22 protein-coding genes are annotated in these 20976 nt (G+C 72.8%); 8 read left to right on the forward strand and 14 right to left on the reverse strand.

Features of this window, described 5'->3' with window-relative positions; genetic code table 11:
* Positions 1-84: 84 nt before the first annotated feature.
* Positions 85-276 carry a hypothetical protein gene (locus RM812_RS09820; RefSeq protein WP_311572035.1) on the reverse strand — a complete coding sequence of 64 codons (192 nt, stop codon included), beginning with the start codon at positions 274-276 and terminating at the stop codon, positions 85-87.
* Between the two features lie 614 nt (positions 277-890).
* Positions 891-1844 (reverse strand): ROK family protein, encoded by a 954-nt coding sequence (locus tag RM812_RS09825; protein ID WP_311572036.1) that lies wholly within the window; start codon positions 1842-1844, stop codon positions 891-893.
* A 218-nt stretch (positions 1845-2062) separates the two neighbouring features.
* Here RM812_RS09825 and RM812_RS09830 point away from each other — a divergent pair, with 218 nt between their 5' ends.
* Together RM812_RS09830 and RM812_RS09835 are read left to right on the forward strand one after the other, a co-directional pair.
* Complete coding sequence (locus RM812_RS09830) at positions 2063-3139, forward strand: LacI family DNA-binding transcriptional regulator (protein WP_311572037.1); 1077 nt, start codon at positions 2063-2065, stop codon at positions 3137-3139.
* Positions 3140-3253: 114 nt separating this feature from the next.
* The gene (locus tag RM812_RS09835; RefSeq protein ID WP_311572038.1) at positions 3254-4081 is read left to right on the forward strand and encodes a hypothetical protein; all 828 of its coding nucleotides are present in this window, start codon (positions 3254-3256) and stop codon (positions 4079-4081) included.
* Here RM812_RS09835 and RM812_RS09840 read toward each other — a convergent pair.
* The 5 genes from RM812_RS09840 to RM812_RS09860 form a co-directional block, all read right to left on the reverse strand.
* A complete protein-coding gene (locus tag RM812_RS09840; protein ID WP_311572039.1) occupies positions 4062-5360 on the reverse strand; it encodes a DUF6986 family protein in 1299 nt (432 codons plus the stop codon). The two genes, RM812_RS09835 and RM812_RS09840, sit on opposite strands and share 20 nt — an antisense overlap.
* 154 nt (positions 5361-5514) lie before the next feature.
* Positions 5515-6477 (reverse strand): electron transfer flavoprotein subunit alpha/FixB family protein, encoded by a 963-nt coding sequence (locus tag RM812_RS09845; protein WP_311572040.1) that lies wholly within the window; start codon positions 6475-6477, stop codon positions 5515-5517.
* Between the two features lie 55 nt (positions 6478-6532).
* Positions 6533-7321 carry an electron transfer flavoprotein subunit beta/FixA family protein gene (locus tag RM812_RS09850; protein ID WP_311572041.1) on the reverse strand — a complete coding sequence of 263 codons (789 nt, stop codon included), beginning with the start codon at positions 7319-7321 and terminating at the stop codon, positions 6533-6535.
* Between the two features lie 232 nt (positions 7322-7553).
* Entirely contained in the window at positions 7554-8066 is a 513-nt protein-coding gene (locus tag RM812_RS09855) for a flavin reductase family protein (protein ID WP_311572042.1), read from the reverse strand.
* Positions 8067-8211: 145 nt separating this feature from the next.
* Positions 8212-8682 (reverse strand): thioredoxin family protein, encoded by a 471-nt coding sequence (locus RM812_RS09860; protein ID WP_394816434.1) that lies wholly within the window; start codon positions 8680-8682, stop codon positions 8212-8214.
* A gap of 238 nt (positions 8683-8920) precedes the next feature.
* Between RM812_RS09860 and RM812_RS09865 the strand changes: the two genes are divergently transcribed.
* Positions 8921-9649 carry a lysophospholipid acyltransferase family protein gene (locus RM812_RS09865; protein WP_311572043.1) on the forward strand — a complete coding sequence of 243 codons (729 nt, stop codon included), beginning with the start codon at positions 8921-8923 and terminating at the stop codon, positions 9647-9649.
* Positions 9650-9674: 25 nt separating this feature from the next.
* Here RM812_RS09865 and RM812_RS09870 read toward each other — a convergent pair whose 3' ends face one another.
* The 4 genes from RM812_RS09870 to RM812_RS09885 all read right to left on the reverse strand — a co-directional run bounded on the left by RM812_RS09870 (position 9675) and on the right by RM812_RS09885 (position 13619).
* Positions 9675-10253: a transglutaminase domain-containing protein gene (locus tag RM812_RS09870; protein ID WP_311572044.1), complete on the reverse strand. Its 579-nt coding sequence runs from the start codon at positions 10251-10253 to the stop codon at positions 9675-9677.
* 86 nt (positions 10254-10339) lie between these two features.
* Positions 10340-11410, reverse strand: coding sequence for a threonine aldolase family protein (locus RM812_RS09875; protein ID WP_311572045.1), 1071 nt, complete (start codon positions 11408-11410; stop codon positions 10340-10342).
* Positions 11407-12153, reverse strand: coding sequence for an SDR family oxidoreductase (locus tag RM812_RS09880; protein ID WP_311572093.1), 747 nt, complete (start codon positions 12151-12153; stop codon positions 11407-11409). The genes RM812_RS09875 and RM812_RS09880 overlap by 4 nt, the downstream gene beginning before the upstream one ends.
* Before the next feature lie 68 nt (positions 12154-12221).
* Positions 12222-13619 (reverse strand): DUF6421 family protein, encoded by a 1398-nt coding sequence (locus RM812_RS09885; RefSeq protein ID WP_311572046.1) that lies wholly within the window; start codon positions 13617-13619, stop codon positions 12222-12224.
* A gap of 227 nt (positions 13620-13846) precedes the next feature.
* Here RM812_RS09885 and RM812_RS09890 point away from each other — a divergent pair, with 227 nt between their 5' ends.
* Complete coding sequence (locus RM812_RS09890) at positions 13847-14530, forward strand: glycerophosphodiester phosphodiesterase (protein WP_311572047.1); 684 nt, start codon at positions 13847-13849, stop codon at positions 14528-14530.
* A gap of 3 nt (positions 14531-14533) precedes the next feature.
* On the opposite strand, the gene RM812_RS09895 is transcribed toward RM812_RS09890, so the two are convergent.
* Positions 14534-15073, reverse strand: coding sequence for a GNAT family N-acetyltransferase (locus RM812_RS09895; protein WP_311572048.1), 540 nt, complete (start codon positions 15071-15073; stop codon positions 14534-14536).
* A 75-nt stretch (positions 15074-15148) separates the two neighbouring features.
* Between RM812_RS09895 and RM812_RS09900 the strand changes: the two genes are divergently transcribed.
* Together RM812_RS09900 and RM812_RS09905 are read left to right on the forward strand one after the other, a co-directional pair.
* Positions 15149-15541 carry a VOC family protein gene (locus tag RM812_RS09900; protein ID WP_311572049.1) on the forward strand — a complete coding sequence of 131 codons (393 nt, stop codon included), beginning with the start codon at positions 15149-15151 and terminating at the stop codon, positions 15539-15541.
* Between the two features lie 98 nt (positions 15542-15639).
* Entirely contained in the window at positions 15640-16404 is a 765-nt protein-coding gene (locus RM812_RS09905) for a VOC family protein (protein ID WP_311572050.1), read from the forward strand.
* A 108-nt stretch (positions 16405-16512) separates the two neighbouring features.
* On the opposite strand, the gene RM812_RS09910 is transcribed toward RM812_RS09905, so the two are convergent.
* Both RM812_RS09910 and RM812_RS09915 read right to left on the reverse strand, forming a co-directional pair.
* Positions 16513-17070, reverse strand: a complete 558-nt coding sequence (locus tag RM812_RS09910) for a MarR family winged helix-turn-helix transcriptional regulator (RefSeq protein WP_311572051.1) — start codon at positions 17068-17070, stop codon at positions 16513-16515.
* Positions 17067-18755, reverse strand: coding sequence for an FUSC family protein (locus tag RM812_RS09915; protein WP_311572052.1), 1689 nt, complete (start codon positions 18753-18755; stop codon positions 17067-17069). Before RM812_RS09915 ends, RM812_RS09910 begins: the two co-directional genes overlap by 4 nt.
* 188 nt (positions 18756-18943) lie before the next feature.
* On the opposite strand from RM812_RS09915, the gene RM812_RS09920 reads away from it, so the two are divergent.
* Together RM812_RS09920 and RM812_RS09925 are read left to right on the forward strand one after the other, a co-directional pair.
* Positions 18944-19492, forward strand: coding sequence for a DUF5134 domain-containing protein (locus RM812_RS09920; RefSeq protein ID WP_311572053.1), 549 nt, complete (start codon positions 18944-18946; stop codon positions 19490-19492).
* A 111-nt stretch (positions 19493-19603) separates the two neighbouring features.
* Positions 19604-20539, forward strand: coding sequence for a M56 family metallopeptidase (locus RM812_RS09925; RefSeq protein WP_311572055.1), 936 nt, complete (start codon positions 19604-19606; stop codon positions 20537-20539).
* Positions 20540-20976 lie beyond the last annotated feature (437 nt).

A 20976-nucleotide genomic window follows, 5' to 3' on the forward strand; every position in this document is an offset into this window, starting at 1 on the left:
CCCCCGGAGGGGCACCGGCGCCGCGTGGTCCGGATGGTGCTTGTGGTGCTTTTGTTGCTTTTGGTGCGTGTGGGTCGGTGTGCGTCAGCCAAGCTGCCTGAGGTTTTCCTGGTCCAGGGCGAGGTTCTCGGTGTGGACCGTGTCGTTGACGATGCCGACGGGGTCCATCTCGAGGTGGATCGGAAGGCCCTCCGGGGCGGCGTGGGACGGACTGACGGCCGCGACGACGAAACCGGTGGCGAGGGAGGCGATGGCGAGCATGCTGCGCTTCTTCATGCCTGCTCCAACTGCGCCACGGCGCCGGGGTCACGGTCCGGGCCGCACAAGTCACGGAATGGACCACGCGCGCCCCGCCCGGGCCCCGGGCCGACCGGACTCGTGCCCCGGTCGGCCTCGGACGTCCCGGGCCCGGACTCCCGCACTCCGGACCAGCCGCTCTCGCAACCCGACGCTGGGACCTGCCGACCTCGCCCGCCCGCACCCGAACCCGCCGGTCGCCCACACACCCACGCCCGAACCCGCCGGCCTCGCACGCCCACACCCGGACCCGCCGGCCGCCCACACACCCACGCCCGAACCCGCCGACCTCGCCCGCCCACACCCGGACCCGCCGGCCTCGCACGCCCACGCCCGGACCCGCCGGCCTCGCACGCCCACACCCGGACCCGCCGGCCTCGCACGCCCACGCTCACTCAGGCCCGAGCCGGCACCGGCCGGCCGGGGGCGCCCGGTGCAGCACACCACCCCGCGCCCGTACCGGCCGTCTCACCCGCACGCGCCTCTCGAGCCCGGACCGGTACCGACCCGCCGGGACGGCCCGCCACACGACCCCTGCGCTCTCCCCCGCCTTCCGGTCCCGCGTTCGGCCCGGATTCGGGTTCGGGTTCGGTTCAGACCCGCGCCGGGGTCACGCCCGCCGTCCTCGTGAGCGCCGCCGCGGCCGCGCCCACCAGCCCCGCGTCCGTCCCCATCTGGGCGGGCACGACCGTCAGGCGCTGCACGAAGGACAGGGTCGCGTAGTCGGTGAGGGCCTTGCGCAGGGGGGCGAAGAGCACGTCGCCCGCCTTGCCCACCCCCCCGCCCACCACGGCGATGTCGATCTCGACGAGGGTCGCGGTGGCGGCGATTCCGGCGGCCAGGGCCTGTGCCGCCCGTTCGAAGGAGGCCACGGCGACGGGGTCCCCCAGGCGCGCGGCGGCGGCGACCGCTGCGGCGGAGGTGTCGCCGTCAGGGCCCGGGCGCCAGCCGGCGTCGAGTGCGCGCCGGGCGATGTTGGGGCCGCTCGCTATGCGTTCCACGCAGCCGCGCGCGCCGCACGGGCAGGGGTCCCCGTCCAGGTCCACGCTGATGTGGCCGATGTGCCCGGCGTTTCCGGTCGGGCCGGGGTGCAGCCGGCCGTTGAGGACCAGACCGCCGCCGACACCCGTCGAGACCACCATGCACAGCGCGTTGTCGTGCCCGCGGGCGGCGCCCTGCCAGTGTTCGGCCGCCGTGATGGCCACGCCGTCGCCGATCAGCTCGACGGGCAGGTCACCGGCGGCGGCGCGGACCCGCCGGACGAGCGGGTAGTCGCGCCAGCCGGGCACGTTGACCGGACTGACCGTGCCGGCGGAGGCGTCGACCGGGCCGGCGCTGCCGATGCCGACGGCCGTGGCCCTCCCCCACAGCGGCGACGCGGCCAGCTCGCCGAGCACGGACTCGACGGCCCGCATCACGGTGTCGCCGTCCTCCTGGGCGGGCGTCGCACGCTGTGCGCGGGCCTGGATGCGGCCGTGGCCGTCCACCAGCGCTCCGGCGATCTTGGTGCCGCCGATGTCCAGCGCAGCCACGAGGTCGGTGTGCATCAGAGTCGGATCTCCCCGTCGGACCGAAAAAACGAAAAATGACGAGCACATGAACATGCAGTAGACCGGTCCCGCGGTGGGGACGGGGACCGGAGAGTGCGATGGACAGTATCTCCCGCATCTGACAACGTTGTCCAGGCTCTATGCTCGACGCCACATCCTCATACAAGTGCATCACCCAGGCATCCCCCGTGGACGACAGGAGCCGACGCAATCCCGTGGACGACAGGACAGGACACCGCACCGTGCCCGAGACGCCCCGCCGCGCAGACCGCCTCCCCGGGAACCGTTACGGCAATCGCCCGACCATGAAGGACGTCGCCGCCCGGGCCGGGGTCGGCCTCAAGACCGTCTCCCGGGTGGTCAACGGGGAGCCGGGCGTCACCCCGGAGACCGAGCGCCGCGTCCAGGAGGCCATCGACGCGCTCGGCTTCCGCCGCAACGACAGCGCGCGGGTGCTCCGCAAGGGCCGTACCGCCAGCATCGGGCTGGTCCTGGAGGACCTGGCCGACCCCTTCTACGGGCCGCTCAGCCGCGCCGTGGAGGAGGTGGCCCGCGCGCACGGCGCCCTGCTGATCAACGGGTCCAGCGCGGAGGACCCGGACCGCGAACAGGAACTGGTGCTGGCGCTGTGCGCGCGGCGCGTGGACGGACTGGTGGTGATCCCCGCCGGGGACGACCACCGGTATCTGGAGCCGGAGCTCAAGGCGGGCGTCGCCACGGTGTTCGTGGACCGTCCGGCGGGGCGGATCGACGCCGACGTGGTGCTGTCCGACAACTTCGGCGGTGCCCGCGACGGCGTCGCCCACCTCATCGCGCACGGGCACCGCAGGATCGGCTTCATCGGTGACATGCCCCGCATCCACACCGCGGCCGAGCGGCTGCGCGGCTACCGGGCGGCCATGGAGGACGCGGGCATACCGGTGAAGGACTCCTGGATGTCGCTGGGCGTCACCGACCCCGTGCGGGTGCGCCGGGCGGCCGAGGACATGCTCGCCGATGCCCATCCGGTCACCGCGATCTTCACCGGCAACAACCGGGTGACGGTCACCGTGATCCGCGTCCTCGCCGAGCAGGCCCGCGGCGTGGCCCTGGTCGGCTTCGACGACATCGAGCTCGCCGACCTGCTCCAGCCGGGCGTCACCGTGGTCGCCCAGGACGCGGCGGCCCTCGGCCGCACCGCCGCCGAGCGGCTCTTCAGGCAACTGGACGGCACCCTGCTCTCGCCCGACCGCATCGAACTGCCGACCAGGCTGGTCACCCGGGGCTCGGGCGAGTTGCCGCCGGCGGACTGAGCGCCCCGGGACCGGGGACTGGGCGGCAACGTCCGAGGGCAGCCGTGCCGCCCTCGGACGTTCCCGCGTACGACCTCCGCGACCGCCGTCCCACCACCGGGAGGGAACCCCACCGTGCCGAAGCCACTCGGCGAGGACCGGACGCTGCGAGCGCTCGGGCTGGCCGGCGTGCCGCGTGAGGAGCCGCTGCTGTACCCGGGCGCGTGGCCGCGGGAGTCGGGGCTGCTCGACGGGGACCGGCTGCTGCCGCTGGACGGGCCGGTGCACGAGGACGGTGCCGACCGGGTTCCCGTGCTCGCGATCGGCTCGAACGCGAGCCCGGGACAGCTGCGCCACAAGATGGCCGAGTTCGGGATCGGTTCGCCGATCCCGATGGTCAAGTCCCGGGTCACCGGCGTCGACGTCGGTGTCTCCGCCCATGTGAGCCGTATGGGCTATGTGTCCGCCTCGCCGGTGCGCGCCCCGGGCGTCGTCCGGGAGCTGTTCGTCCTCTGGCTCGACGCCGAGCAGCTCGCCGTGATCGACGCGAGCGAGGGCGTGCCGATGGCGGCCGGCAACTTCGACCGGGCCTGGCTCCCCGCGACCGACGTGCGCGTCGAGACGGCCGACGGCACGGTGCTGCGCGGGACGTACGCCTACGTCAACCGCCACGGAGTCCTGCACGACGGCAATGGGGCACCGCGTCGGCACCCGGGCGAACAGCGCCCGCTGCTCACCGAGTTGCTGCAGGGGTCGGCCCGGCTGCGCGAGCTGTTCGGGGTGACACCCGAGGAGTTCTGCGCCCGGGCGCGGGCCGACCGGCGGCTGTGCGAGCGGGGAACGCGACTGTTCGCCGAGGAGAAGCGGGTGACGGCGTCCGGCCTGGAGCGGTACGTGCTCTCCGGCCGGACCGACGGGCCGCTCCCCGGGGCCCAGCCGCCGCCTACTGCGCCGATGCCGTGAGGTCGCCCCGCCGCGGCGAGGAGAAGCCTTCCAGGTCGGCGCGGGTCAGGCCGGTGAGCCGGGCGACCTCGCCGATGTCGAGGGCACCGCAGTCCAGGCCGCGCAGCAGATAGCCGCTGAGGGCCTTGGCGGTGGCGGGCTCGTCCATGACGTCGCCGCCGGTGCGGCTCACGTAGCGGGCGAGGCGGGCGGCGGCCTGCTCGAAGCCCTCGCGGTAGAAGGCGAAGACGGCCGCGTACCGGGTCGGGATGTGGCCGGGGTGCATGTCCCAGCCCTGGTAGTAGGCGCGGGCCAGCGCACGGCGGGTGAGGCCGTAGTGCAGCCGCCAGGCGTCGTGGACCTTCTCGGTGGCGCCGACCGGCAGGACGTTGGTGGAACCGTCCGAGACGCGTACACCGGTGCCCGCGGCGGCGACCTGCATCACCGCCTTGGCGTGGTCGGCGGCCGGGTGGTCGCTGGCCTGGTAGGCGGCGGAGACCCCGAGGCAGGCGCTGTAGTCGAAGGTGCCGTAGTGCAGGCCGGTGGCGCGGCCCTCGGCGGCCTGGATCATGCGGGCGACGGCGGCGGTGCCGTCGGCGGCCAGGATGGACTGGCTGGTCTCGATCTGGATCTCGAAGCCGATCCGGCCGGGCTCCAGTCCGCGTGCCTTCTCGAACGCCTCCAGGAGACGCACCATGGCGGTGACCTGCTCGGGGTACGTCACCTTCGGCAGCGTGAGGACCAGCCCGTCGGGCAGGCCGCCGGCCTCCATCAGGCCGCTGAGGAAGACGTCGAGCGTGCGGATGCCCCGGTCGCGCACCTGGGCCTCCATGCACTTCATGCGGATGCCCATGTACGGGGCCGCCGTGCCCTGGTCGTACGCCTCGGCGATCAGCCGGGCCGCGCGGGCCGCGGCCTCGTCCTCCTCGGCGTCGGACCGGTTGCCGTAACCGTCCTCGAAGTCGACGCGCAGGTCCTCGACCGGCTCGCGCTCCAGCTTGGCGCGCACCCGGGAGTACACCGGCTCGGCGAGATCGTCGGTGAGCCCCAGCACGGCGGCGAAGGACGCGGCGTCCGGGGCGTGCTCGTCGAGGGCGGCGAGGGCCCGGTCGCCCCAGGAGCGGATCGTGTCGGCGGCGAAGACGTCGCCGGGTACGTAGACCGTGTGGACGGGCTGGCGGGTGCCCGGGTCTCCGGGGTAGCGGCGCTCGAGTTCCGCGTCGACCGGTGCGAGGGAGGCGCTGATCTCCTCGCCGACGGCGCCTGCGAGGCTCGTTGCCACCTTCTCCTGCTGACCCATCCCACACCCTCCTGTTTTCCGCTGAACGGAATCAATAATCCGTACAGCGAAGTTATCTGTCGGTCCGTCGCCGGTCAACACCATCCTGCGCAGACGCCGAGGCCCCCGCGACCAGGACGGTCGCGGGGGCCTCGGCGTCGATCCGACGGGCTGCTCAGCCCTTGCGGCTCTCGACTTCCTCGGTCAGCTGCGGGACGACGTCGAAGAGGTCGCCGACGACGCCGTAGTCGACCAGGTCGAAGATCGGGGCCTCGGCGTCCTTGTTGATCGCCACGATCGTCTTCGAGGTCTGCATGCCGGCCCGGTGCTGGATCGCGCCGGAGATGCCGGAGGCGATGTACAGCTGCGGCGACACGGACTTGCCGGTCTGGCCGACCTGGTTGGTGTGCGGGTACCAGCCCGCGTCCACCGCGGCGCGCGAGGCACCGACGGCCGCGCCGAGCGAGTCGGCGAGCGCCTCGATGATCGCGAAGTTCTCCGCGCCGTTGACGCCACGGCCGCCGGAGACGACGATCGCGGCCTCGGTCAGCTCCGGGCGGCCGGTCGACTCACGCGGCGTGCGCGCGGTGACCTTGGTGCCGGTCGCCTGGGCGGAGAAGGACACCGACAGGGCCTCGACCGCACCGGCGGCCGGGGCCGGCTCGACGGCGGCCGAGTTCGGCTTCACCGTGATGACCGGGGTGCCCTTGGAGACACGGGACTTGGTGGTGAAGGCGGCGGCGAACACCGACTGGGTGGCCACCGGGCCCTCGTCGCCGGCCTCCAGGTCGACGGCGTCGGTGATGACGCCCGATCCGAGGCGCAGCGCCAGACGGGCGGCGATCTCCTTGCCCTCGGCGGAGGACGGGACCAGCACGGCGGCCGGGGACACGGCCTCGTGGGCGGCCTGCAGGGCGTCCACCTTGGGCACGACCAGGTAGTCGGCGTACTCGGCGGCCTCGTGGGTCAGCACCTTCACCGCGCCGTGCTCGGCGAGCGTGGCGGCGGTGTCGCCGGCGCCGTTGCCGAGGGCCACGGCGACCGGCTCGCCGATGCGGCGGGCCAGCGTCAGCAGCTCCAGAGTGGGCTTGCGGACGGCGCCGTCCACGTGGTCGACGTAGACGAGAACTTCAGCCATGGGACTTCTTCTCTCCTGCTTGCGAGATATGAGGGGCGGTCTGCGGGTCCGGGGCTCAGATGAACTTCTGGCCCGCGAGGAACTCGGCGAGCTGCTTGCCGCCCTCGCCCTCGTCCTTGACGATCGTGCCCGCGGTGCGCGCCGGGCGCTCGGCGGCCGACTCCACGACCGTGTAGGCGTTCTCGAGACCGACCTCGTCCTCGTCGATGTCGAGGTCGGAGAGGTCCCAGGACTCCACCGGCTTCTTCTTGGCCGCCATGATGCCCTTGAAGGACGGGTAGCGCGCCTCGCCCGACTGGTCGGTGACCGACACGACCGCCGGCAGCGACGCCTCGAGCTGCTCCGTGGCGGAGTCGCCGTCGCGGCGGCCCTTGACCGTGCCGCCCTCGACGGAGACCTCGGAGAGCAGGGTCACCTGCGGCACACCGAGGCGCTCGGCCAGCAGCGCGGGAACCACGCCCATGGTGCCGTCGGTGGAGGCCATGCCGGAGATCACCAGGTCGTAGCCGGCCTTCTCGACGGCCTTGGCCAGGACCAGGGAGGTGCCGATGGCGTCGGTGCCGTGCAGGTCGTCGTCCTCGACGTGGATCGCCTTGTCAGCGCCCATGGACAGCGCCTTGCGCAGGGCGTCCTTGGCGTCCTCCGGGCCCACCGTCAGGACGGTGACCTCGACGTCGTCGTCCGCGTTCTCAGAGATCTGCAGCGCCTGCTCGACCGCGTACTCGTCCAGTTCGGAGAGCAGACCGTCCACGTCGTCCCGGTCGACGGTCAGGTCATCGGCGAAGTGCCGGTCGCCAGTGGCGTCGGGCACGTACTTCACAGTGACAACGATCCTCAAGCTCACGCCGGCTCTCCTACTGCATCGACATTTCAGTACTGCCTGCTTGCAGGCAGCATAGGCGCCTCAAGCGGCCGATCCCGGTCGGGGCGATCCGCGCTCCGCCCGGAATATTACTCGTCAGTACATCCAGTTCTTTCCCGCTAAGCAAGCGCTTTGAACTGTGACCTTCGCAACGCAGCGTAACCGGAACTCGACGGGTTCGCAGAGGCGCCCCCAAGGGGCGTCGCGGGGGAGATCAGTCGCGCAGGCCGTTGTACCGCCCCTGGTGGTACAGCAGGGGGCTGCCGGTGCCCGTGGGATCGCCGAGGAGCACTTCGGCCAGGACGATGCGGTGGTCCCCGGCGGGCACCCGGCCGACGACGCGGCACACCAGCCAGGCGAGTACGTCGTCCAGCACCGGCACGCTCTCGGGGCCCTCCCGCCAGGCGGTGGGCGCGCCGAAGCGGTCGGCACCGCTGCGGGCGAAGGTGGTCGCGAGGTCCCGTTGATGCTCACCGAGCAGATGGACCCCCACGTGGTCGGCCGCCGACACCGCGGGCCAGCTGGAGGATCCGGTACCGATGCCGAAGGAGAGCATCGGCGGCTGAGTGGAGACAGAGGTGAGGGAGGTGGCCGTGAAACCGACCGGGCGGCCGGACTCTCCGCGCGCGGTGATCACGGCCACCCCCGCCGCGTGCCGCCGGAAGACGGACCGCAGCAGGTCGGCGGTGGCGAGCCGCGGCGCGGCGAGGTCGGGGGTGGCCGTCATACGGGGTGTCCTTCTGCGTTGCGCCTCGCTCCGGGGAGAGAGAGCGAAGCAGTACGGGCAGGCTGACGATGGGTGGCGCGCACAGTCAAATACGTCCCGGGATGTGAGAGCTGTGGAGAACGCCTCACGACCGGCGTGGTGGTGGTCACACCGCCTCCCCCAGCGCGGCGATGACATCCGCCTTGCGCGGCAGGCCGACGGCGCGCCGTACGACGCGGCCGCCGGCGTCGAGGACCAGCACGGTCGGGGTCTTGAGCACGTCGAGCGCGCGCACCAGCTCCAGGCGGTGTTCGGCGTCGATCTCGACGTGGGCGACGCCGGGGACCATACCGGCGACCTCGGCGAGGATCCGCCGGGTGGCCCGGCAGGGGGCGCAGAAGGCGGTGGAGAACTGCACGAGCGTGGCGCGTTCCCCCAGTGCCGCGCCCAGGTCGCCCGCGCCGAGCCGGCGACCGGCCGAGTCGAGCCGGCGACCGGCCGCGTCGAGCCGCGGGCCCGCCGCAGCGAGCCCCGTTCCGGCCGCGTCGAACCGCTTGCCGTCGCTCCGCCCGCGCACCCGCGTGCCCCCGTTCCGCCGCCACCGCGGCACTCCGTCGACACGCTTCGCACGCGCCATCTGTCCGATCGTCGTACAGGTCAGCACTCGTGGGACGGCGGAGATTCCCTTCCCACCGTCGTGATTCGGCCACACGGCGGCCGATGACGTGATGAGGATCTCGCCACGGCGGGGCACCAAGGCTGGTACACCGGCCGTTCTTGGGGCACGATCTGCGACAAGCCGTAAACCTACGGCTGCGTAACTTTCGACTGGGAGTTCCCCTTCCCAGGCAGAGAAGGAAGGGCCCGACCCGCCCATGGCAGAACTCGTCTACCGCCCGGTCATCGGTCTCGCCCGCACCATGTTCAAGGTGTGGGACCTCAAGATCGACTGCCGTGGGTCGGAGAACATCCCGCGCTCGGGCGGCGCCGTACTGGTGAGCAACCACATCAGCTACCTGGACTTCATCTTCAACGGCCTGGCGGCGCTTCCGCAGAAGCGGCTGGTGCGGTTCATGGCGAAGGAGTCGGTCTTCCGGCACCGGGTCTCCGGTCCGCTGATGCGGGGGATGAAGCACATCCCGGTGGACCGCAAGCAGGGCGAGGCGGCGTACGCGCACGCCCTGGACTCGCTGCGGTCCGGTGAGATCATCGGAGTCTTCCCGGAGGCGACGATCTCCGAGTCGTTCACGCTCAAGAGCTTCAAGTCGGGCGCCGCGCGCCTGGCGCAGGAGGCGGGCGTTCCGCTGGTCCCGATGGCGGTGTGGGGCACCCAGCGGCTGTGGACCAAGGGGCACCCGCGCAACTTCAGGCGCAGCCACATCCCGGTCACCATCCGGGTCGGCGAGGCGCTGGAGGCCTCCCGCGAGCAGTACGCGGGCGCCATCACCCGTCGGCTGCGCGAGCGCGTGCAGGAGCTGCTGGAGGCCGCGCAGCGCGCCTACCCGGTGCGCCCCAGGGGCGCCGACGACACGTGGTGGATGCCGGCCCACCTCGGCGGTACGGCCCCGACGCCGGAGCAGCTGCGCACGGCCGAGGCGCACTGACCCCGGCCGGGGCGGGCCGCTCCGGCTACGACGACAGCGCGGGCGGGAGGATCGCCCACAGGTGCGGTCGGTCGGTGGCCGCCCTCAGCGCGTCCAGCACGACCGGATGCGGTGCCGCGTACAGCTCCGGGTAGTCCTCCTCCCCCGCCTCGAAGTCCGGCGTGAAGGCCAGCCGCTCCCTCCCCAGGGAGAACTGCGCGTTCACGCCGGGCTTGTTGCCGCGCGGGTCCTGCCGGTGCCAGGCCCCGTTGAACCGTACGGCGACGAGCCCGTGCACCACGTCGAAGCGCTGATAGCACAGCGCGGTCGGGATGTCCTCGGCCCGCAGCAGCGCGGCCAGCGCGTGCGCCTTGGCGTAACAGATGCCGGTGCGCTGCTCCAGGACGTCGGAGGCGCGCCAGGTGACGCGCGGATCGCCGACGTCCTGCGAGTGCGGGATGGTGTCGCGTACGAACTCGAACGCCAGTTGTGCATAGACATACGAGTCCTCCGCCTCCTTCGCGAGGCGTCCGGCCACCTCCCGTACGCGGGGGTGGTCGTGGTCGATGACCTCGTCGGCGGCCAGATAGGCGGACAGGTCGTGGGTCTCCTGGATCAGCTCCATGCCCGCAGAGCATAGGAACACGATCACCCATCAGTCAATGACTTTTCAGGTGACCGCATACCTATGCAGACCTCGGGTGTTGCCCGCTACCGCGCCATCTCCTCCTTGAGCGCCGCCACGAACGCGTCCACGTCGTCCTCGGTGGTGTCGAAGGCGCACATCCAGCGGACGTCGCCCGCGGCCTCGTCCCAGAAGTAGAAGCGGAACCGCTTCTGCAGACGCTCGCTCACCTCGTGCGGCAGCCGGGCGAAGACCGCGTTGGCCTGCACCGGGTAGAGGATCTCCACCCCGTGCACGGCGCGGACGCCCTCCGCCAGCCGCTGGGCCATCTCGTTGCCGTGCCGGGCGTTGCGCAGCCACAGGTCCTTGGCGAGCAGGGCCTCGAGCTGCACCGAGACGAAGCGCATCTTGGAGGCCAGCTGCATCGACAGCTTGCGCAGGTGCTTCATGTGGCGCACGGCGTCCTGGTTGAGGACCACGACCGCCTCGCCGAACAGGGCGCCGTTCTTGGTGCCGCCGAGCGAGAGGAGGTCGACGCCGACCGCGTTGGTGAACGTCCGCATCGGAACGTCCAGGGAGGCGGCGGCGTTGGATATACGCGAACCGTCCAGGTGCACCTTCATGCCGTGCGCGTGGGCGTGCTCGCAGATGGCGCGGATCTCGTCGGGCGTGTAGAGGGTGCCGAGCTCGGTGCTCTGGGTGATCGAGACGACCTGCGGCATCGCGCGGTGCTCGTCGTCCCAGCCGTACGCCTGCCGGTCGATCAGCTCGGGTGTGAGCTTACCGTCGGGCGTGGGCACGGTGAGCAGCTTCAGGCCGCCCATCCGCTCGGGGGCGCCGCCCTCGTCGACGTGGATGTGCGCGCTCTCGGCGCAGATCACCGCGCCCCAGCGGTCGGTGACCGCCTGGAGCGCGACGACGTTGGCGCCGGTGCCGTTGAAGACCGGGAACGCCTCGGCGCCGGACCCGAAGTGGCTGCGGATCACACGCTGGAGGTTCTCGGTGTACTCGTCCTCGCCGTACGCGACCTGGTGCCCGCCGTTGGCCAGGGCCAGGGCGGCGAGCACCTCGGGGTGCGCGCCGGCGTAGTTGTCACTGGCGAAACCGCGGACCTCGGGGTCGTGGTGGCGACGCGCGTCGGTCTTCGGGGGGTTCACGGCTTCTCGGTCAGCCACAGACGGTTTCCGTTCACTTCCGCGGCGGGCTTCTCCCAGACTCCGGCGACGGCCTCGGCGAGGTCACGCACGTCCGTGAAACCCGCGAACTTCGCGTTGGGGCGCTCGGCGCGCATCGCGTCGTGCACCAACGCCTTGACCACCAGGATCGCAGCCGCCGACGTCGGCCCCTGCTCACCCCCCGCCTTGCGGAAGTAGTCCGCCATGGCCAGCGTCCACGCCTCCGCGGCCGCCTTGGCGGCCGAGTAGGCGGCGTTGCCCGCGGTGGGGTGGGTCGCGCCGGCTGCGCTGATCAGGACGTAGCGGCCGCGGGCACTGCGCTGGAGGGCTTCGTGGAAGGCGAGGGAGGTGTGCTGCACGGTGCGGATGAGCAGCTTCTCCAGCAGGTCCCAGTCGCCGAGGTCGGTCTTGGTGAAGTTCTGGCTGCCGCGCCAGCCGCCGACGAGGTGGACCAGACCGTCGACGCGGCCGAACTCCTTCTCGATGCGGTCGGCCCACGCGCGGGTGGAGTCCAGGTCGAGCAGGTCGACCGTCTCACCGGTGACCGCGGCGCCGCCGTGCGCGTAGCGCGCCGCGTCGACGGCCTCCGCCAGCCGCTCCGGGTCGTTGTCCGAGCCGACGACCGTCGCACCCGCCTCGGCGAGCCGCAGCAGCGCGGCCCGTCCGGCGGGTCCGCCCGCTCCGGCCACCGCGATCACCGCGCCGTCGAGCGCCCCGTTCCCCATGGTCCTCGCCTCCCGAGCCTGTACCTGCTGAGCCTGTTCCCGCTGGGCCTGTTCCCGCATGCCGTCGCTCACGCGGCGGCCCGCTCGGCACCGTCCGCCGTGATGCCCTTGGTGGAGGCGATCACGTTCTTCAGCTTCTTGGACAGGGCCTCGTAGAACATGCTCAGCGGAAACTCGTCCGGAAGCACGTCGTCGACGAGCTTGCGCGGAGGCAGGTTCAGGTCCAGCGCGTCGGGTCCCTTGGCCCACTTCGAGCCCGGGTGCGGGGCGAGGTAGGTGGAGACCAGCTCATAGCCGGCGAACCAGTGGACGAGCTTGGGGCGGTCGATGCCGTCGCGGTAGAGCGTCTCGATCTCGGCGCAGAGCTGGTTGGTGACCTGCGGGGCGCGCTGCCAGTCGATGAAGAGCTTGTTGTCCGTCCAGCGGACCACGTCGTGCTTGTGCAGGTAGGCGAAGAGGAGCTGGCCGCCGAGGCCGTCGTAGTTGCGCACGCGCTCGCCGGTGACCGGGAAGCGGAACATCCGGTCGAAGAGGACCGCGTACTGCACGTCACGGGCCTGCGGGACGCCGTCGGCCTCCAGCTTCACGGCCTCCTTGAAGGCGGTGAGGTCGCAGCGCAGCTCCTCCAGGCCGTACATCCAGAACGGCTGGCGCTGCTTGATCATGAAGGGGTCGAACGGCAGGTCTCCGTGGCTGTGGGTGCGGTCGTGGACCATGTCCCACAGGACGAACGCCTCCTCGCACCGCTTCTGGTCGTGGACCATGGCGGCGACGTCCTCGGGCAGTTCCAGGCCCAGGATGCCGACGGCGGCCTCGGTGACGCGGCGGAAACGGGCGGCCTCGCGGTCGCAGAAGATGCCACCCCAGGAGAAACGTTCCGGCGCCTCGCGCACGGCGATGGTCTCCGGGAAGAGGACGGCCGAGTTGGTGTCGTAGCCGGACGTGAAGTCCTCGAAGGTGATGCCGCAGAACAGCGGGTTGTCGTAGCGGGTGCGCTCCAGTTCGGCCAGCCAGTCGGGCCAGACCATGCGCAGCACGACCGCCTCGAGGTTGCGGTCCGGGTTGCCGTTCTGGGTGTACATCGGGAAGACGACCAGGTGCTGGAGGCCGTCCGCGCGGCTCACGGCGGGCTGGAAGGCCAGCAGCGAGTCGAGGAAGTCGGGCACCTGGAAGCCGCCGTCGGCCCAGCGGCCGAAGTCCGTCACCAGGGCCTCGTGATAGGCGCGGTCGTGCGCGAGGAGCGGGGACAGCTCCTGGACGGCCCCGGTGACACGGCGTACGGCGTCCTCGGCGGCGTCCCGGTCGGGCGCGCCCTCGGCGTCGAAGTCGATCGACCCGTCCTTGGACTGCCATGGCCGGATCCGCTCCACGGCATCCTTGAGCACGGGCCACGCCGGGTGCTCCACCACCCTGCCGACCGGAGGAACTTTCTCCTCCGCACCCACCTGCACAAGAATTTCCGTCATGTCCCATCCTCCACGGGAGAAGCTTGAGTCAGGACACCGTATGCGCACGAGGTTCCTCCCTTCAAGGGGAGCCCCCGTAAATAATCCTGCTACACCTAGGGCTTCACCGCATTTTTTCCTGCGGGATGCCTGATTCCGTATACCCAGCGCGGCAGAGGGGAAACGATCCCGCAGGGCCGTTAGGCTGCGCCCTGCCATCGCCGCCGTCGACGGAAGCGAGTCGAGCCTTGAACTTCCTCACCATCGGTCACCGCGGAGTGATGGGTGTCGAACCCGAGAACACCCTGCGTTCCTTCGTCGCCGCCGAGCAGGCCGGGCTCGACGTCGTCGAACTGGACCTGCACCTGAGCAAGGACGGCGCGCTCGTCGTCATGCACGACGCGGAGGTGGACCGCACCACCGACGGCACCGGCGCGATCGCCGAGCAGACCCTCGAGGAGCTGCGTGCGCTGGACGCGGGCCGCGGGGAGCGGATCCCGGTCTTCGAGGAGGTGCTGGACGCCGTGTCCGTGCCGTTGCAGGCCGAGATCAAGGACGCGGCGGCCGCGCGGACGCTCGCGGAGGTGATGCTCCGGCGGGACCTGGTGGACCGGGTGGAGGTGATCTCGTTCCACGACGAGGCCCTCGTCGAGATCGCCCGGCTGGTGCCGGGGGTGCGCACCGCCCTGGTCGCGCAGTACTACGGCACCGACGTCGTGGACCGCGCCGTGGAGGCAGGGGCGGGGACGCTGTGCCTGGACATCAACCGGATCACGCTGGAGATCGTGCAGCGGGCCCGCAAGGCCGGCCTGCGGGTCTTCTCCTGGACCGTGAACACCCAGGACCATCTGCGGCTGGTGCGCGCCCTCGGCCTGGACGGCGCGACGACCGACTACCCGGAGATCAAACGCACCGGCCGCTTCACGGCCTGAGCCTCAGACCAGCGGCTTGACCAGCAGCTCGAACTGGAGGTCGTCGCGCTGCGGGATGCCGAAGCGCTCGTCGCCGTACGGGAACGGGGTCATCTCCCCCGTGCGGCGGTAGCCGCGGCGCTCGTACCAGGCGATGAGTTCCTCACGCACGGAGATCACGGTCATGTGCATCTCCGTCACACCCCACACCTCGCGGGCCCGCCGCTCCGCCTCCGCGATGATCGTCTTGCCGAGGCCCGCGCCCTGGAGCTCGGGGCTGACGGCGAACATCCCGAAGTAGGCGTGTCGACCGCGGTGCTCGAGCTGGCAGCAGGCGGCGATCCCGCCGTCCCGCTCGACCGTCAGCAGGTGGCTGCCCGGCGCGTTGACGACCGCCAGCACACCCTCCCGGTCCGTGCGCCGGCCCTGGAGGATGTCCGCCTCGGTGGTCCAGCCTGCCCGGCTGGACTCCCCTCGGTACGCCGACTCCACGAGCGCGACGATCGCGTCCACGTCGGCGTCGGTGGCTTCGCGGTAGGTCAGTGTGATGGCGGCGGTGTCCATGCGGGGCGTCTCCGGTTCGTTCTGGGGCGCGGGGCGGCACCGACGAGGGTAACGCTGCCGTTAGGCTCCGGACGCATGGTGTACGTACTCAGCAGCCGGACCCTGCTCCGCCCCACCGACCCGGACCGGACCCGCGCCTTCTACGGCGAACAACTCGGCCTGGCCGTCCACCGGGAGTTCGGCACCGGGCCCGAGCGGGGCACCGTCTACTTCCTCGGCGGAGGCTTCCTGGAGGTCTCCGGCCGTTCCGAGGCGCCGGTGACCCCCGCGTTGAAGCTGTGGCTCCAGGTCGAGGACGCGGCAGCGGCCCACGACGAGCTGCGCGCGAAGGGCGTCGAGATCGTCCGGCCACCGGTCAAGGAGCCGTGGGGGCTCGTGGAGATGTGGATCGCGGACCCGGACGGCACGCAGATCGTGCTGGTGGAGGTCCCCGCGGACCACCCGCTGCGCTACCGGCCCGGGATCTGAACCTCCGCGGCGGTACGTGCCGGATGGCCGCCGTCCTGGCCCGGCCTTAGCGTGCTGGGGACGGACGGCCGCGGCTCGGCGGAAGGACGCCCCACGCGATGAAGCTCCACGAACCGGTGACCGGCGGGCCCTGCTGGGCCGAGCTGGGGACCAGCAACCTGGAAGCAGCCAAGCGGTTCTACACGAAGCTGTTCGGCTGGCGCCCCGAGACGGACCCGCGGCAGCAGGCCGGCGGCTACACCATCGCGCGCCTCGGTGACGCGGCGGTCGCCGCCCTGACCCCGCTGTACCAGCAGGCGCGGCCGGTCGCCTGGAACGTGTCGTTCGCCGTGCGCGACGCGGACGCCGCCGTACGGCAGGTGACGGCGGCCGGCGGAGCGGTGCCGCAGGGCCCCACGGACGTCTTCGACCTGGGCCGCTCCGTGGTGGCCGTGGATCCGACGGGCGCGGTGTTCCAGCTCTGGCAGGGAGGCTCGTTCCCGGGCGCCGGGCTGTTCAACGCGCCCGGCTCGCTGGGTTGGGTGGAGCTGCTGACCCGGGAGCCGGACCGGGCCGCCGACTTCTACACCACGGTGTTCGGCTGGAGCGTCACCGCCTCCGAGCGCTATCCCCGGTGGGGGATCGACGGGGCGGACTTCGGCGGCATGGTGACGATGGACGACAAGTTCCCGCACGAGGTGCCCGCGCACTGGCTGCCGTACTTCGCGGTCGCGGACGTGGACACCGCGGCGGCCGACGCCACCGAGGGGGGCGGCACCGTGCTCATGCTGCCCACCTCCGTGCCCGAAGGACCGCGCATCGCGGTACTGCGGGACCCGCAGGGCGCGATGTTCGGCGTGCGCCGGGCGGGCGACGAGCGCTGAACCGCCGGTACACCGGAAGGCACCGCCGCGCGAAGGCGCCCCACCCGTATGGGCGGGGGAAAGCCACCGCAGGGCGATGCCACGGGAGGCACGCCCAGGGGCGGCGCCTCAGATCCGGAGCGCGTCCAGGCGCCCCTCCAGCTGGCCCAGCAGTACGCCGAGGAGCGCGGCGAGCTCGCCCTGGGCGGGTGGCTCGACGCCGGACAGGACGGCGGACTCGTAGGCGAGCTGATCGGGCAGGATGCCGTCGACGAGGTCGCGTCCGGCGTCCGTGAGCCGGACGTGGGCGACCCGGCGGTCGCGGGTGTCGCCGCGCCGCTCCACCAGGCCGCGCTCGGTGAGCTGCTTGAGGCGCTTGGTGACGGCGGCGCCGGAGGAGAAGGTCTCGCGGGCCAGTTCCCCGGGGGTCAGCTCGTGCCCGGTGCGGCGCAGCGCGCCGAGCAGGTCGAACTCGGCGCGGCTGAGGCCCGCCCGCCGCAGCGGGGCGTCCTCGGCCTGCTGGAGGAGGGCGGCGCACCGGTTGATGCGGCCGATGATCTCCATCGGGCCGGTGTCGAGGTCGGGGTGGACGGCCCGCCACTGCCGGACGACCGCGGCGACGGTGTCCCCGCCCGCTCCCCCTCTCGCGTCGCCCCCGGTCGCCGAGCCCCCGTCGCTTGCGGTCATCGCAGTACGTCCTCCGTTCTCGTGCCCGTGTCCCGGTCCGGACGCGCTGCCTGGCGTCGCACCGTTGCGGCGAGCGTACGGTGTCCCGACTGCTCGGCGAGCACGACCCTCTCCTGGGGCAGCGCACGCCCCCACCACTCACCGGCGGCCCCGTCGACGGTGGCCCGCAGGTCGGTCAGCGCGGCGACCAGCCCCCGGCGGGCGGCCTCCAGGGCGCCGGGGGCCGGGTCGGGCTCCGCCAGGAGACGGGCGGCGCGTTCGCGGGCTCGGTCGGCGGCGGTCACCGCCTGTTCGACGCGGTCCCCGGCCCGCCGGTTGGTGACGACCACGGCGGCCAGGAAGCCGACCAGTGCGCCGACGAGGGTGTCCACCACCCGCTCGGTGATCAGCTCCCCGGGTTCCTGGTAGCCGGCGAACTCGGTGACGAGGAGCGCCATCGGGGTCACGCAGACGGAGCCGAGCCAGTAGTTGCGGGTGATGAGCGCCTCGGCGCCGAAGTTGAGGGCGACGCAGAACAGGACGAGGAGGGCCTGCCCGAGGTGGGCGAGCGGGGCGATGGCGGCGAACAGCAGCACTCCGGCGACGTTGCCGACGACGCGCTGGACGGCCCGGCTCCAGGTCAGGGCCATGTTGGCCTGGTACAGCGCGGCGGCGGTGACCAGGGCCCAGTAGGGGCGGCCGATGCCGAGGGCGAGGGAGGCGTAGCCGGCCAGCGCGCAGCCGAGGGCGGTGCGCACGGCGATCGGGGTGAGTGGACCGAGCCGCTGCCACAGGGGCGCGGGGCGGGCGGCGAGTTCGGCGTCCACACCGAGGAGTTCGTCGGCGACCCCCGGGGAGTCGCCGGTGCGGGGGATCCGGCCGGTGCCGCGCAGGGCGCGGGCCCAGCCGCGCAACCGCTCCGGGTCCATGTCGGCGGGCGCGGCGAGCGCGACCTCGGCGCGGACCACGAGGCGTTCCAGGGCGTGCCGGGTGGTGGCGCGGGCGCCGGTCGCCGGGAGGGACAGCAGCGTCTGCCAGGCGGCCTGCACGGCGGCGTACCCGGCGGCGCGGGCGGGGACGTGGCCGTCGCCGGTGCCGCGGGTGTCGGCGTACGCGGCGGCGGCGTTCAGTGCCTGGGCGGTGGCCCGGCGTTCCGGCCCGTGCGGGCGCAGGAGTGCGGGTGCCATGCCGACGAGCCAGGCCCAGGCGCCCGCGGCGGCGCCCAGTGCCAGATGTCCGGGGACCTGTCCGAGGGTCTGCGGGACGAACAGGGAGGCGGAGCTGATGAAGGTCAGGACCACATTGCCCGGCGGGCCGACACGGGTGGCGTCGCACAGTGCCTTCTGCACGGCGGCCAGCAGGGCGCCGACGGTGACGAGCACGACGGCGTTCCGCGTGAACGAGGCGGTGACCAGGGCGACGGCGACGCCGCCGAGCATGCCGAGGACCACCCACGCCAGGGTGCGGGCCCGGGCGGCGTAGGGGCGGTTGTGCGCGTAGAGGGCACACAGGGACCCGGCCATGGTGTACATCGCCAGGTCGAGCCGGCCGAGCGCCAGCAGGATCAGGTTGGGCGGAGCGACGGCGGCGACCGAACTCAGGGCGGGCTTGAACCAGATGTCGGAGGGGCGGCGCAGGCGCAGCACGCCTGCCAGGGACAGACGTCGGCCGAGTGAGGTGCCGGAGGTGGGGGTCGCACTGCTCATGGAATTTAGCTTAACAGGTGTTTTACCAGTAAACGACTACCGCTATGTGACCTCGGCCCCGGCGCCGACCAGCCGCGACCCACCGCGCTCCCCCGAATACCCCCCGTGTACACCCTTGCGCTCGCGTGCGCGCCGCGTGGCTCGGGCAGTCCTTGAGCGACCGTCGAACGTCGAGCGGGGAGGCGCGCGTGCACGGATCGGCGTCGTCCGGGTGGCTGCTGGTCGCGCTGTGCGCGGCCACCGGCGCCTACTGCCTGCTGCGGATGCGCAGCGGCGTCGAGGAGCAGCGCCGTGCCGCGGGCGGCGAGGCCCTCATGGGTTTCGGCATGGCCGCCATGGCCGTGCCGGCAGCGGTGTTCACCCCACCGGCCTGGGCCTGGCCGGCCTACGCGGTGCTGTTCGGTGCCGCGGGGCTGCACGCCCTGTGGGCGGCCCGGTCCGACCGGCACCATCTGCACCACCTCGTCGGGGCCGCCGCCATGGTCTACATGGCGGTGGTGATGGCGGGCTCCCCCGCCCACGCCCACGGGCACGGCACCTCCGGAAATCCCGCGCTGACCGGGGTGCTGCTGCTCTACTTCACCGGCTACGTCATGGCGACCGGTGCACGCCTGATACCGGTCGTCGCCGTGGCCGGTGGCGGCTCGGCGACCGGGTGGGGCGACCGGCCGGAGCTGGCGCGGGCCTGCCGGCTGTCCATGGGGATCGCGATGCTGGCCATGCTGCTCACCATGTGATCACCGGTGGCGGCACGCGCCGGCCCGGTTCACGCCGCGCGCAACCGTTGCCTGCGTCACTTTGCGCGGCGGGCCGTACTGCCGGGGGCGCGGCGCTCATAGGCTGCCCCCATGATTCTCCCCGCGGCACTGTTGCTGCTCGGCGCCCTGACCGCCGTCCTCGGCCCGCGGCTGCTCGCCCGGGCCGACTGGCCGGACCGCGAGCCGGTGGTCGCGCTGTGGGTGTGGCAGTGCGTGGTCGCGGCGGTGCTCGTGTGCTGCGCGCTGTCGATGACGCTCAGCGCGGCGGCGGCCTGGCACGCGGTGGGCGGACACGTCTTCGCGACGGCGCCGCGCCCGGTGGTCGAGGCCTACGCGCTCGGCACGTCCGGCCTGTGGGCGGACACGACCGCCGTCACGTTGGCCTGCGCCGGCCTGTGGAGCGCCGCGATGCTGGCCCGGGAGATCGTACGGGCCCGGTCCCGGCGTCGGCGGCGACGGGCGGAACTCCTGCGGCGCGCCCCGGTGTTGCCCGGTGAGGTGCCCGGAACCGACCGGCTCGTCGTCCTGGAGGGGGAGCGGCCCGACGCCTGGTGGCTGCCCGGCACTCCCCCGCAGCTGGTCGTCACCACCGCCGCGCTGCGCCGCCTCAAGGGCCGGCAGCTGGACGCGGTCCTCGCCCACGAGCAGGGGCACGCGCAGGCGCGGCACGACTGGCTGCTGCACTGTTCGGCCGCGCTGGCGGACGGGTTCGGGCGGGTTCCGGTGTTCGCCGCGTTCCGCGACGAGATGCACCGCCTGGTCGAACTCGCCGCGGACGACGTGGCCTCCCGCCGGTTCGGCCGGCTGACGACCGCCCTGGCGTTGGTCGAACTCAACGAGGACCGCGGGGTGTTCGGCCCGTGCCCCACCGCGCAGGCCCATGTCCCGCAGCGGGTGCACCGGCTCCTCACGCCGCCGAACCGGCTGACGGCGGCCCGTCGACTGCGGCTGACGGCGGCGGCCGCGCTGGTCCCGGTGGTACCGGTTCTGGTGGCGTTCGTACCGGGGCTGCGAGCACTGGCGTAGCGCCCGGACGGGCCGGGGTCTGGCGGGCTGGGCGCGATCGGCGGCCCCCGCCCGGGGGCGTGGCGTACCCCTCGGCAACCAGGGCCGCGGGTGCGGCGGACGACGTGGCGCGCCGCGGCTTTGGGCACGGCCCGGACCCTCGTCACCCGGGGTCGCGGACGCTGCGAGCGCGGCGGACGACGCGGCGGCCCGTGGCTGGGGCGCGGCCCGGACCTTCGGCAACGAGGGGTGCGGGCGCTGCGAGCGCGGCGTGCCCCGTCGGCTGCCTGTGGCCGCAGGCGCGGCGGACGACGCGGCGGCCCGGCATCGCGAGCCCGGCGCAACTCCCCACGGCCCGCGGCTCCGGACGCCGACGCAGTCCCTCGGCGGCACGGCAAGAACGGCGAGCGACGCGGCGGCCCGGGGCCGGGCCCGGCGCAGAACCCCGGCCACAGACG

It is taken from the genome of Streptomyces lancefieldiae (assembly GCF_031845825.1).
GTDB lineage: Bacteria > Actinomycetota > Actinomycetes > Streptomycetales > Streptomycetaceae > Streptomyces > Streptomyces lancefieldiae.